At 40.0% G+C, this 13,332-nt stretch carries 12 protein-coding genes and 2 pseudogenes; 7 read left to right on the top strand and 7 right to left on the bottom strand.

The genetic code is table 11. The features are described 5' to 3' along the window. Positions 1-137 precede the first annotated feature (137 nt). The 3 genes from NLBNIHML_RS03670 to NLBNIHML_RS03680 all read left to right on the top strand — a co-directional run bounded on the left by NLBNIHML_RS03670 (position 138) and on the right by NLBNIHML_RS03680 (position 2,943). Positions 138-1,034, top strand: a complete 897-nt coding sequence (locus NLBNIHML_RS03670) for a helix-turn-helix transcriptional regulator (RefSeq protein WP_494353811.1) — start codon at positions 138-140, stop codon at positions 1,032-1,034. A gap of 423 nt (positions 1,035-1,457) precedes the next feature. Next, positions 1,458-1,949 carry a MarR family winged helix-turn-helix transcriptional regulator gene (locus NLBNIHML_RS03675; protein ID WP_494353812.1) on the top strand — a complete coding sequence of 164 codons (492 nt, stop codon included), beginning with the start codon at positions 1,458-1,460 and terminating at the stop codon, positions 1,947-1,949. Positions 1,950-2,124: 175 nt separating this feature from the next. After that, complete coding sequence (locus tag NLBNIHML_RS03680; protein WP_494353813.1) at positions 2,125-2,943, top strand: NAD(P)H-binding protein; 819 nt, start codon at positions 2,125-2,127, stop codon at positions 2,941-2,943. A gap of 440 nt (positions 2,944-3,383) precedes the next feature. Here NLBNIHML_RS03680 and NLBNIHML_RS03685 read toward each other — a convergent pair whose 3' ends face one another. Beyond that, the gene (locus NLBNIHML_RS03685; RefSeq protein ID WP_494354667.1) at positions 3,384-3,848 is read right to left on the bottom strand and encodes an arsinothricin resistance N-acetyltransferase ArsN1 family A; all 465 of its coding nucleotides are present in this window, start codon (positions 3,846-3,848) and stop codon (positions 3,384-3,386) included. Between the two features lie 596 nt (positions 3,849-4,444). On the opposite strand from NLBNIHML_RS03685, the gene NLBNIHML_RS03690 reads away from it, so the two are divergent. From NLBNIHML_RS03690 to NLBNIHML_RS03705, 4 genes are read left to right on the top strand one after another with little or no spacing between them, the layout of a single operon-like run. After that, on the top strand, positions 4,445-4,774 hold the full coding sequence (locus tag NLBNIHML_RS03690) for an ArsR/SmtB family transcription factor (RefSeq protein WP_339255620.1): 330 nt from the start codon (positions 4,445-4,447) through the stop codon (positions 4,772-4,774). Beyond that, positions 4,771-6,198 carry an arsenic transporter gene (locus NLBNIHML_RS03695; RefSeq protein ID WP_339255622.1) on the top strand — a complete coding sequence of 476 codons (1,428 nt, stop codon included), beginning with the start codon at positions 4,771-4,773 and terminating at the stop codon, positions 6,196-6,198. Before NLBNIHML_RS03690 ends, NLBNIHML_RS03695 begins: the two co-directional genes overlap by 4 nt. Positions 6,199-6,213: 15 nt before the next feature. Further along, the gene (gene arsC, locus NLBNIHML_RS03700; protein ID WP_339255624.1) at positions 6,214-6,639 is read left to right on the top strand and encodes an arsenate reductase (thioredoxin); all 426 of its coding nucleotides are present in this window, start codon (positions 6,214-6,216) and stop codon (positions 6,637-6,639) included. Position 6,640: 1 nt separating this feature from the next. Next, positions 6,641-7,078, top strand: coding sequence for a protein-tyrosine phosphatase family protein (locus NLBNIHML_RS03705; RefSeq protein WP_494353814.1), 438 nt, complete (start codon positions 6,641-6,643; stop codon positions 7,076-7,078). Positions 7,079-7,525: 447 nt separating this feature from the next. Here the strand turns inward: NLBNIHML_RS03705 and xerS are convergent, their stop codons facing one another. The 6 genes and pseudogenes from xerS to NLBNIHML_RS03735 form a co-directional block, all read right to left on the bottom strand. Further along, a complete protein-coding gene (gene xerS, locus NLBNIHML_RS03710) occupies positions 7,526-8,611 on the bottom strand; it encodes a tyrosine recombinase XerS (RefSeq protein WP_494353815.1) in 1,086 nt (361 codons plus the stop codon). Positions 8,612-8,882: 271 nt separating this feature from the next. Beyond that, a pseudogene (locus NLBNIHML_RS03715) lies at positions 8,883-9,068 on the bottom strand (VOC family protein); the annotation flags it as partial. Positions 9,069-9,146: 78 nt separating this feature from the next. Continuing rightward, positions 9,147-9,242, bottom strand: a pseudogene (locus tag NLBNIHML_RS03720) (ArsR/SmtB family transcription factor); the annotation flags it as partial. A gap of 378 nt (positions 9,243-9,620) precedes the next feature. Beyond that, a complete protein-coding gene (locus NLBNIHML_RS03725; protein WP_442952320.1) occupies positions 9,621-9,914 on the bottom strand; it encodes an S-Ena type endospore appendage in 294 nt (97 codons plus the stop codon). 45 nt (positions 9,915-9,959) lie between these two features. Then, entirely contained in the window at positions 9,960-10,850 is an 891-nt protein-coding gene (locus NLBNIHML_RS03730) for a multicopper oxidase family protein (RefSeq protein ID WP_472477812.1), read from the bottom strand. A gap of 384 nt (positions 10,851-11,234) precedes the next feature. Further along, entirely contained in the window at positions 11,235-13,223 is a 1,989-nt protein-coding gene (locus tag NLBNIHML_RS03735) for a peptidoglycan D,D-transpeptidase FtsI family protein (RefSeq protein WP_472477810.1), read from the bottom strand. Positions 13,224-13,332 lie beyond the last annotated feature (109 nt).

A 13,332-nucleotide genomic window follows, 5' to 3' on the forward strand; every position in this document is an offset into this window, starting at 1 on the left:
ATCGCTCCTTTATTGTCTTATACTGTATCTGCTCGAAACCCATTGTATAATCAAGTTGAATGGATATGCAGAGGTGCATTTATTCTAGTATTGTCACTACCAAGCTACGTTGGATGAACATAAGGAGGGGGATAAACATGCCGGAATTACAACCGAATCGCTACAGTGAATTGGCTCAATTCCTGCGCAACCGCAGGGCACGTATATCACCAAAGCAGCTTGGCTTGCCTGAAGGGCGGCGGCGTACGCCGGGTCTTCGCAGGGCTGAGGTAGCGACGCTAGCAGGCATCAGCCTTGAATGGTATACCTATCTGGAGCAGGGGCGGGAAATTCATGTATCCATTGAAGTGCTTGAAAGCTTGGCGAGAGTGCTGCAGCTGGATGAAACGGAACGCAAGCATATGTTTCTGCTGGCTCACCGTCAGCATCCTCCCGAACGCCCCCGTTCTTTGGATGTGCAGGTTAGCCCGGTGATTCAGCGGCATCTTGATAGCCTGGGAACATCTCCCGCTGCGGCTATGGATGTCAGAATGAACATACTTGCCTGGAATGATGCATTCATTGCGCTTCAGGGCGATTTTGTGAACCTGGAGGGCAATTCGGAAAGAGAGCGGAACTTTCTTTGGATTACGTTCACATCGGAATATTTTCGCACATTAAAAGGGGATCAGTGGGAGGCTCACGCCAGACGTACTACTGCCAGATTTCGGGCAGAATATGCAAAGTATGTGGATGATCCTTGGTGGGCTGAACAGGTTGAATTGTTAAGTGAGGCAAGCCCCGAATTCAAAGAGTACTGGCAGAGCTATGAAGTATTGGATGCTTACGATGCACATAAAATCATGTATCATCCAGAGGCAGGCATATTGAACTTTGACCATCTCACACTGCAACCTTTAGAATCCCCAGAGCTTGAAATATCGGTCCAAGTGCCGCTTCCGGATGGCACAGCCGGAAAGATTCAAGTGCTGATGGAGGATCGGAGTAAAAAGAGTTTTGTAAGGGAGAGTGGTTTCGAGGATCTTATTATTTAGCAGATGAGATGTTGCACATTTTTGATTGGAAGTACAAGATTCGTTTACGGCTCAAAGAAAGAGTCCATGTTTTGTTACCCTGTTCAACAAAACAGGACTCTTTCAAACAGTGGGTACAAAAGTAATATCAATTACGTATCAAAGACGTTAAAAATATATCTTTTTATAACATCTCCTTGGGGTTGATTAAGAGGGTAATATTCGGAATATGTATCAATTTGGATCCAAAAGCAGCTCCTGCAGCCAGGTTCATTTTGTTGTCTATGGGTCATTTTAAGGAAACGGCTATCTTTAATCGACGAAGTCCAGCATACGAGCGTTTTGATTTTCATAGAAAAGAAATAATGATTTGACATTTTCTATGGGGGAAGTTATCTTTGCCTATATAGTTAAGCTATTAACTAAATGGAGATGACAGAACACATGGATAATCTGCAAAAAGAGAACATACTGCCAATTGATCCTAAACAAGATACGCTGCAAGAATATTTGCTTAGTCTGCCACTGCCCAATGAAGCTTTTTTTACGATGGTTGAGGCGACTGCCAATCTGGTGGCCGTGTCGGAGAAATACTGGCAATCCCAAGGACTGAATGGAGCAAGAATTCGCATACTTGTAGAGATTGCAAAAGATGGGGGAACGATGCTGCCTTCAGTGCTTGCCGAAAAAATCGGTGTCACCAAGGCCAACATTAGCTTGCTGCTGACTCCGCTGGAGCGTGATGGATACATTGCGAGGGCTGAGCATGCCCGAGATGGTCGCAAGACGGTGATTTCCATTACCGATGCAGGACAGACATTATTGAGGGAGCATCTGCCGGGTAATCGTGAAGCTGTGGCTTTACAAATGGGCAAGTTGGATGAACAGGAGCAGCATCAGTTGATTGTTCTGTTACAGAAGCTGAACAGGTCTTGATCCTTAATACACTTTAAAATGATACTAAGACCAATGAATTTTGAGGCAGGACATGTGTTGGAAAGGGATGGGATTGGTTCAGCGAGGAATGTGTTGTAGTCCAGTGAATCATTCTGTTCATTTAGTTAATAACTTAACTACTTGATGCAATTCATTTACAGGAGGGAAAAGCAGGATGTCGATCATGATTACAGGAGCCACAGGACAATTAGGCAATCTGATTATTGCAAATCTTCTAGTCCGGGTCCCCGCTACAGAAATTATCGCAGGTGTCCGTAATGGGGGGATGTCCGAAACTTTAAAAGCTTTAAAGGATCAGGGTGGGGAGGTTCGCTGTATTGACTATGACAGGCCGGAAACGCTACAGAATGCCTTTGCCGGTGTGAGTAAATTGCTGCTGATTTCCAGCTCACATACCGATGATACAGTCCGGCTAACTCAACATACAAGTGTAATCAATACGGCGAAGAACTCTGGAGTTGAACATATCCTTTATACCAGTTTTGCTTTCCCACAGACGAGTCTTAAAGGTTCGAGTAGCGTGCATAGACTTACCGAGCAGGTCATATTTGATTCGGGGATGAAGTATACGATTTTGCGCAATGGGCTGTATATTGATTTTGTGAATGTCCTTGGACTACAGGAAGCGATACAAAGTGGCGTGCTAACAACTTCAGTTGGGGATTGGCGGTTTAATGCGGTTACACGCGGTGATCTTGCATGGGCCATTGCGAACGTGCTTGCAGAGAAAGGGCATGAGCAGAGGATATATGAGTTAGCCGCACCAAAGACTTGGAACTTTGCTGATCTAGCTGAGGTGCTCACAGCATTGGCGGATAAACCTGTCATGCACATCGAGGATGTGTCGGTACAGCATTGGATCTATCCTTTTTTAAGCAGTATTGATACCGGATCTACGTCTAAGGACCTTGAGCAATTGATGGGCAAACCAATAACTTCGTTGGAGGAGAGCATTGCACCTTTTCTGAATTAATCAATTTACATTGGAGTGACGTTAAGCCCGTATGATTGTGAAGACATCAACTTCAAAAAAATGAATCATTCGAACAGTATTTTGGCGTACCAGCAAATTATTCAGCGCGGTTGGACGCAGCGAAATCAGGGGCAACCATATGGATCATAACCATGTATTACGCCGGATACGATTGCGGTGGCTGCGCCAACGACAGATTCGGTAATTACCTTTTATTCGGAAGGTTATGTTCAGAAATATGTAATCGATCTCACGGATTTGGCACCGGGGTATGGCTGCAGGTGTCGAGGGACAAGAACATGTTCCTATTGCCGATTAGACGTATATTTAAGCGGCGTCTTGCCCTTCAATACATTAAACTAACGGGCAGGATAGTTTATTGTATCGTGTTCAAGTAATTCGAAAACCTAGTATTGTAAGATCAATACGGCTCGCGATGCTTATAATAATTTTTCCATAGCCATCACGTCCACAAATTTCCCCTCTAGAATACCTTGATTCTGAAATACACCTACTTCTCGATATCCAGCTTTGTGATATAAGCTCTGACCTAGCGTGTTAAATGGAAAGGTAAAAAGAACAAACTTATAAAAGTTATTCAGATTACCGATTTCCTCTAATCTCTGAAGTAACTGTTTTCCGACCCCTTTACCGTGATGATCACGATGAATATAAATGGAGAGGTCACCGACACCGTCATATGCGCTTCTAGGGTTATATGAATTGATAGAAGCCCATCCAACCACTTGATCATTCTGTTCGGCTATAAGTACCGAGTAACGTCCCTGGTGCTTGTTAAACCATTCAGACATGTAAGCTTCATCTTTTATATCTGTTTCTAGCGTGGCAATACGGTCTTCAATACCTTGGTTATAAATAGTCAGCTTATGCTTGATCAATCCAATTTGGGTAAACGATTATTGCAAAAAAGCAGTGACGGTGTCCTTGATACAGGTATATACAAAAATGCTTTCGATCAAGGTAAGCTGGATGCCAAACTGATGTTTAAAGCTTTTACGGAAAACCGTGGCAGACCTCATTTGCGTCTGCGACGATTCGAGGTTCTGGGAAAGACGCGAAAAAAGCTGTACAATCGCTTGTGAAAAGAATGTGAGCTATCGAATTTCAGGAGGATGTTATAATTGGTAATTATAACTATTCTCGAGGTGACTAAATGAAGGTACACTTTTGTATACCGCAGCACAACTTAATGATGCAATCATCAAACAATGGCATGTAGAGGTGTATCAGCATGATGAATTATTAGATCAAGGTGGAGTCATTAAGTATCAAACGAACGTTATAGTTAATATGAAAGACGGTCATTATTTTATTAAGTCAAAATGTGAATTTTTAGTTCGAGAGTAAAGTCGGTAATCTTTATTGCCGACTTTTTTGATGCACTAAAATTCCTTATATTCGTATTTGCTTATATAAGTGATTAATAATATGCTTATATCATTAAATGAAGCCGACAAGACTAAGCACAGGGGGTGTACATATGGAACAAAACATTCAGGAGATGGCTGAGGCGTATAAGTTATTAGCTGATAAAACACGTTTGACCATCATTGCGCTACTTCAGGAACAGGAACTTTGTGTATGTGATATCACAGACATTATTGGCATGTCACAACCAAACGCCAGTCAGCATCTTCGAAAACTAAAGGCAGCTGGTCTCCTTAATGAAAAGAAAAAAGGGCAGTGGGTGTACTACTCTCTTAATTCAGATGCAGAAGCATATGTTCAGTGTGTGTATCCGTATCTGCCATCCATGAAAGATAAAATAGCAGGATTGAAAAACTGCTGCGTTCCTCAGGAGGAAGCATGACCATTATCGCTATTCTAATCTTTCTACTTACACTGACTTTTGTGATTTGGCAACCTAAGGGGCTTAATATTGGATGGTCAGCGTCAGCTGGAGCTGTCCTTGCACTTCTTTTTGGAGTCGTCAGTCTATCCGATGTAGGTACGGTCACAGGGATCGTATGGAACGCCACGCTTGCTTTTGTAGCTATTATTTTAATTTCACTGATTTTAGATGAAATCAAATTTTTTGAATGGGCTGCACTACACATGGCAAGGCTCGCAAGAGGTAACGGTAAGTTGATGTTCATTTATGTTGTGCTGCTTGGGGCAGGGGTGGCAGCGTTCTTTGCAAATGACGGTGCCGCACTGATCTTAACGCCTATTGTGCTGGCTATGGTCAGAGCGCTCAAATTTGATCAAAAGATGATTTTACCTTTTATCATCGCAAGTGGTTTTATTGCAGATACAACTTCACTTCCGCTCGTCGTTAGCAACCTCGTCAATATCGTTTCTGCCGATTACTTTGGCATTGGCTTTGTGGAGTATGCAAGTCGTATGATTGTTCCCAATTTCTTTTCAATATTAGCGAGTCTTCTGGTCTTATTCTTGTTCTTTAGAAAGAGTATTCCAGGGAACTACGAAGTCAGTCAGCTCAAAAAGCCAGCCGAAGCGATCAAGGATAAGAAACTGTTCAACATATCTTGGGTGATCTTAGCTGTGCTACTGGTTGCGTACTTGATGAGCGAGTTCATTCAAGTTCCGGTGTCTGTAGTCGCTGGGGTTATTGCAATCTTGTTTATTTTAGCTGCAAGGCGGAGTCACGCTATTCAAACGTGGAGGCTCATTAAAGGAGCTCCATGGGCAGTCGTGATTTTCTCCATTGGTATGTACGTCGTGGTTTACGGACTACGAAATGTGGGATTGACAGTTGAACTTGGGAAGGTCATTCAAGTTATCGCCGACAAGGGACTTTACATCTCCACACTTGGTATGGGTTTTCTGGCTGCTATATTATCTTCGGTTATGAACAATATGCCGACAGTGATGATTGATGCGCTTGCTATTGATGGAACCAATACGCAAGGGGTCATTCGGGAATCGCTGATTTATGCCAATATTATCGGCAGTGACTTGGGTCCAAAAATCACACCGATCGGATCGCTCGCCACACTTTTGTGGCTACATGTACTGTCCCGTAAGGATGTAAAAATCAAGTGGGGAAGTTATTTCAAAATTGGGATTGTGCTCACTATTCCAACACTCTTTATTACGTTAACAGGACTATATTTGTGGCTACACTTGATTCATTCAACAAGCATAAACGTTTGGTTAATGATTGGCGTTATTGCAGTAGCATTGGTTGTTATCGCAATGATCATAAAAACGTTAATTAACTCACTCAAAAATGGGCGAAGCGAAAGTACAAGTAAGCCAAACCAAAGATAAAGGAGATCAGTAATCATGAACAATAAACCACTTGTTTACTTTTTATGTACAGGAAACTCTTGCAGAAGCCAAATCGCCGATGGATTTTTGAAGGCACTTGGTAGTGATAAATACGAGGTGAGAAGCGCAGGATTAGAGGCGCATGGCTTAAATCCTCGTGCTGTTCAAACGATGAAAGAAGCTGAAATCGATATTTCGAGACATACATCAGATGTAATTGATCCTGAGATTTTAAAACAAGCAGACTACATCATCACGCTTTGTGGTCATGCCAACGATAATTGTCCCGTTGTACGTAATGACAAAGCTGAAAGATGGCACTGGGGATTCGATGATCCAGCCAAGGCGACAGGTACAGAGGAAGAAATCACAGCTACATTCGCTGAGGTTCGCGATTCAATTAAAGCTCGTATCGAGCAATTCTTGAAAGAAGGTAAGTAAAATGGATCACGCAGAAAAGAAATATCATGCACTTATTGCTGAACAAGTTTTTATGGGCGGAGCTGCCGACGTAGAGGCAATGGTTCTTAACGAAGGCATTGAAGTCGTGGTGGATCTTCGAGAAGAAGCAACAGAGTGCGCGTATCCAACAGATCATGTGAAGTGGGTAAAGATTCCGCTTGATGACGATACGAAAGAACATGAAGCCGAGCTTTTCAAACAAGCCATTGATGAGGTTGTTGGAGCGTATAACGCTGGCAAGAAAGTTGCCTTTCACTGTGGAGGAGGCAAGGGAAGAACGGGTACCGTTGCAGCCGGGATATTATTAAAGCTAGGGTTGGCAAATACGTTTGAGGATGCTGAAATAAAGGCAAAAAGCATCAGAAGTATCATTAATATTAAGCCGGTGCAAAAGGATTTATTAAATAAAATATTCTGAAACAAGGCTTTTAATCGTTACGCTAACGAGAAACGATAGTACAATAAAACTAAGAAAGTAGCTGATCGATTTGATCGGCTGCTTTTCTTTAACTAACATAGATTCATGTCATGAGGGAGAGAAGTAATTCAAAGAATCTAAATTACGCATAGCTCCAGTTGGGTGAAATCTATAAGGAACATATTTAGGACATCAAATTAGAGCTAAAGATCTGCATTAAACATATGTACAAAATACGAGTTTTGTGAAACAGTACTAATGATTTAAAAGCTGCACAGTGATTTTAACCCTTGTCCGTTGAAGTTAAGCTTATTGCATTAGTGAAATTAAGGTTATTGCATAAGCAAAAATGAAGATAAAGTTGTTGCATAAATCATATCATACATCCAATAATGCAATAACTTTATCTTCAATAATGATCTACTGAGTTAACAATTGAACTTAAAATTATTGCACAAAAAAATTTAAATCCATTTTATTAACCGCTGTCTTCAGATCGTCATCTGATAAATGTGTGTATATCATCGTTGTCTGTACTGATGAATGACCTAGTTGATCCTTTAGTTTTGGAACATCATTGTTAGCCTTATGATATCTAGTTGCAAATGAATGTCTCAATGCATGCACATTTAAAGATGGTTTACCATAAAGATTAGCATATTTTTGAATTAACTTTTCTATGGATCTTTGAGTAAGTCTTCGTGTGCCTCCTTTTCTTCCTACAGGAGCAGCTATAAATAAGGCTATCTCTTTTGAGCTGGGTTTATACCTTTGATCTCTGATTTTCATATATTCTTTGATGTCATATAATGCAAGGTCACTAAAGTAAACATACTGCTCCTTACCGCCTTTACGGATTACTCGTAGTAAATTTTCAGTCAAGTCTACATCTTCAATGTTAGCGCCAACCACTTCGGACAGTCTCAATCCAGATCCCAAAATCAAAGAAGCAATGGCTGTATCACGCTCACGATTAAATATAAAATAGTTATATGATCTCTTATTTCCTTTAATCAATTCACCATAATCATTTGCAATAAATTGTCTGAATAGATTGAATTCCTCATGTTTCAGAATCTTACCACTGATTTTTTGTGCACTCGACTGAGGTGTGCTTAGCACAGTGTTTAATTCTAACTTGGCCATCAGATTACGCTTAATATAAGGAACTAATTCAGAGGTTTCAGCTTTATTCTGTAAGTAATTAAACAATGATTTAAGTGCAGCCAATTTTCTGTTCACTGTACTTTTAGAGTTCCCTAATTGATTTTCCAAGAAGAAAAGAAAGTTTTCTCCATCACGTACAGTCAATGATTCCAGTACACTCAATTCGACTTCTTTACGACTACATTTAACAATCCCCTCAGAAATAAGCCAGTCAAAAAAAATTATATAATCATGGCAGTAGTTAAGCATGGTAGTTGGTGATAATTTTCTTTTTCTGCTATCTATGTATTCTGTAACATACCAGGGCAAACCATCGAGTTTTTCTTCAATACGTTCTAAGTATTTGATTTTTGTTTGTTTTTCCATGGAATTCTCCTTTTCTTAAATTAAAAAAGAAAACTATGTACATATTATAATTCTTATTATTTAAATTCGTCAAATTATTATTTTACGTAATTATATGAGATTATTTGATATCGTTCTTACCATACCATATATATCCATACCAGCAGCCGGGTTGGTTTGGGAAGATAATCAAGGATAAATTTAACATCAAATTAAACATTATTTCCGGCGGGGAGCAAAATTCCGGTATATTTGGCGCAGCGACAGCAGTAGAAGTACCACCCATGGATGCATGAAAAGTCACTGGATAGAGTACGTTTTTACCTTTCATTAGAGTGAGAATAAAGCCTTCATCATCAAACATAACTGCAAATGCGTTTCCCCTCGTACCTTCACATTTCATACCAAAATAAGTCTCTAAAAACTCGCGAGCAGCTGGAACATCAGTAACTGTTAGGTTCAGATGATTTAATTTCATAATTACACCCTTTCCTACATATTTTGTACGTCCTCCGTAGAGCTTTATCTTCAATCCAAATAATACCACATAATGGATCCGTTCTGTAGCGACAACACCGGCACTGCGAAGTTTCTGCAAATGTTGAGATACGGTTGATTGGGGTAGATCAAGACATTCCTGCACATACTCAAGAATTTTGTCCAGAAAAAGCTTTAATTACTCTTGAGAGCTAGTTTAATTTTTAAATGCTAACAGCCTTCTCCCGATACTCGGTGAACCTCTAAGTGTTATTGAGGTTTTAACTACATATGCTTATTATTTAGATGATCATCTAATCGGAATATGTTCTTGTCCTTGTCCATTTCGGCAATCGGTACAAGTTCTTGTCCTTACCTTGAGACAAGAACTTGTACCGATAACATAAAAAAGCCGCTAAAATAGCGACTTCAATGGGAATATGTTCTTGTCCCTCGCCATCTGCGGTCTGCTGCCACAATGTGTGCATAGCGAGAGGTTTGAGGATCTCTTTTCATTTTTTCATTTAATTACCATTAGAACTGCTGAATGTAGTCAGAATATTTCCATAATAAATTTCCCACTACAGTTATTCGTAATTTCTGATTCAGGTGCTACAATTATTTGGGTTATGTTTTGACAGCTACATGCTCTTGAATTTCCGGGGTATACTGGAAAAATGTACGAACCATCATTATAGAATATATGAACTAAAAGTGAGGTTGTATTCTTTTGATCATTATATATGGTTATTGATGCATGTAGTTCTTTGTTATTTATAGAGGACCAGATCGTAAGGTTCTCTAATCCCGTCTTTGGATCAAAAAATATTTCTCCACTTAATGAGATTTTAGCCCCTCCATTCGCTTTCTTTACTGGGTTATCATTTTTTTCTTATTTCTCATAGACAATTGTCTTAAACATTCCACCAATTGGTTTAGTGAAGTTATTGGATATATGATGTGGCATATGGCAATGGAAGGGCCATGTTCCTGGGTTATTCGCGCAAAAGAGTAAGTCGTATGTCGTTCCACTCGAAACTTCTATCGTATTTCGAAGTAATCTGGCGGAACTTGAGATTTCATTACCGTCTGCAGCTGTGAGAAGAAATTGATGTCCATGAAGATGAATGGGATGTGCATTCATTCCTATGTTCCCAAGACGAATACGAATGTTTTCGCCATATTTAACTGGTAAAGAATTAGAATATGGAAAACAACGCCCATTCATTGTGAAAAAATTAAAACTGTCCGTTAAGGGGTCTAAATCGTAATCTCCTTTCTTCAATTCACCCTTAGGCAGGCCTTGAAGATGAAATTCCTGAAGCATGATGAAGTAATCTCTATGAATATAGTCATTACATTCCGATTCTATTATAAATCCACCCCCTAGTCCCATTAATTCTTGAGTAACTGTATTGTGATGAGTATGATACATATGCGTTCCCGGTGCATTCATAATCTGAAAACAATAATCAAAGTATTCACCTGGTCTAATTTTGGGTGTTGGTTCAACTTCAGGAACACCGTCCATAGAGTTGGGGATATCCAGGCCATGCCAATGGACACTGGTTGCCTCCGGTAGATGGTTTATAACCCTGATCTTAACCCAATCGCCTTGTTTAACTCGTATAGTTGGACCCGGAATGGAACCGTTATACCCCCAGCCCTTCATTTTTATTCCAGGCAATAGTTCTCTCGTTACAGGCTCCGCAACTAACACAAAGCACTTCATTCCCTCTTCGACGGTAAAGGGAAGATCCGGGATATCCGGTGTGATAACCATAGTACTCCTCCATCCCAAATGGAATTGTTTACAATGGAGGATATATATGAAATTCGAGGCTTGTGCTATTACTTTATTTCCATAGCCGAATACTATGTCTAAGATGAACCTTAGTTTATATCAAATGCTTGCTCGCTAGTACATCCAAGGACATTTATGATTTTCAGCCTACGTTGTTGTTCTCCGATATAGTTATTTCTGTGTTGTGTCGCAGGAGCCTAAACGATATCCCCTAAGTGACTTCTTCTTCACTTTTCAAGTCCAAACAAGAAAAGCGTGCAACAATCGGAATTCTGCCCTATCCCCCAGTTCTTACTAACAACTCTTGCTATCATATGGCCACTATAAATCAATTGAATAATATTTTTGTTTTTATTTGACGGCTCATTTTGCTGGATTGCTACCCAGTCCATATTCCCTATCATAGGCATCAAATATTTCACGAGCAATGGGTGCTGCGCTACTTGATCCATACCCCCCTTCAGGTACAACCACGGCTACTGCCAGTTTTGGATTCTTACGAGGTGCAAAGGCGATAAATACGCCGTTCTCAACATTAATCGATTGACCATTTATATAAATAGTCTGCTGAGAGGTGCCTGTCTTTCTCGCGAAATCATAGGGAAACCCACTGAACGCGGCATCTACATTGGTAGACATTCCACGTTGAATGGCACTCCAGTATCTGTCATCATAATTTGCTGTATTTAGTGTTTTTGGTTTAATTTTTTTAACTAAATTACCCTTAGAGTCACGTATTTCTTTTACTAGGTGTGGTTCAAGACGTTGTCCTTTATTCGCTAACATCACGGTATACTGTGCAAGCTGCATTGTTGTATATTTCCCTTGTTGCCCAAATGAAGCAAAAGCTAAGCCTGTGAGTGCAGATTGATTTTCTTGGTTATATTCAATTCTACCTCTAAATTCTTTGGGCAAATCCACTCCAGTGTCCACGCCCAAGCCAAATTCTTTCATATATCTGTCCCATACTTTAATACCTTCAACATTATACTTGTTCCAAAGCTGCTCACCGATCATGTCAATCATAAAAGCATTAGATGATTTCATAATGGCTGTTTCGGGGTTTAGAAGTCCATATACACTTCCTGAAGAGTTTCTGACTCTGGTACGGTCTTTACCAAACTCCGCATATCCGCGATCCTGATATGTTGAATTCGGAGTGAAAAATCCTTCATTTAAGCCAATCAAAACACTTAATGGTTTTATTGTTGACCCCAATAATACGGTTGACTCTGGGTGCTTTCCGGTGTCGTTTGGAGGAAAGGATTCAACTGTACCATTTCTATAGATGTACTTAATCTTTTCATAATCCCATTCCGCATTCGGATCATAATCAGGCATACTTGCCATAGCCACGACATTACCGCTATCTACTTCCATTGCGACAGCAAAAGCTGTTTTTGCATTAGTATGAAGTTTTCCTGAAACTGGAGTCCGCTGTAACCAATTCAACTGTTCTTTTATAGCTTGTTCTGTTTGAACTTGTACGTTTTTGTTGATGGTCGAGATGATATCGTATCCTTTTTCTGGAGGGAGCATGTTTCCTCCCTCTTCAGGCAAATTTAACGCATTAATGGGGATCTCTTTAAAACCACTTTGTCCTCGTAACACGTCCTGATATTGAAGTTCAAGACCATCAACACCAACATTTTCTAGCTCAGAGTATACAAGCCCAGGATTGGTTTGAGTTGGATTTAAACGATCAATTTCTTTATATTTTGCTAGTGTCTTTGATGTTTTGAATGTTTTCATGTAACCAATAGCTTGAACAGCCACGCTATCCTTATCATATTTGCGTTTGCTTTCTTCCACTACACTCAATCCAGGAATGATATTTTTATTCTGAAGAAAGTAAGCGACTTCTCTATCAGATAGGTCACTCTTGATCAATCTCGGAGAATAACCTTGGGTCTGTCGATATTCCAGATCCATCGCATTCAAAATATCATCTACCGAGAACTCTTTACTCCCTGGATCTTTAAATTCCTGAAATACTTCATACAATTTTTCTGCAAATTGACCAGCTTCCTCACGATTGGGATTTTTAGGCCCCCCCTCCTGTTGACTATAATTTTTATACAATGTGATGTATAACGACTGAATGGGCTCGGAATATGCCAATTTTATTTTACCTGATGAATCATAAATGGAACCACGAACGGGCAACAAAGGACTTGTTCTGGTGACACTTTCACTTTGTAAACGGCTAAGCTCGGGGCCTTCTACGAATTGCATATAAGCGAGACGAATGATGATAACTGAAAAAATGACAAAGGATACAAAAAAGAAAAAGTTAATGCGAAACTTAGAACTGATTGGTGCTGGTTCTTCTGCATCGTAATGATTGTTCATCTGATAATACTCCTCTTGGTCGTTCTTAAGTAACAGTGTAAATTTTAAATTTGAAGGAAGTGTGTTTTTTTGTTATATCAATACAACCAAATTTCAAATAGCTGAAGGC

The sequence above is a fragment of the Paenibacillus sp. JNU01 genome, from assembly GCF_059130585.1.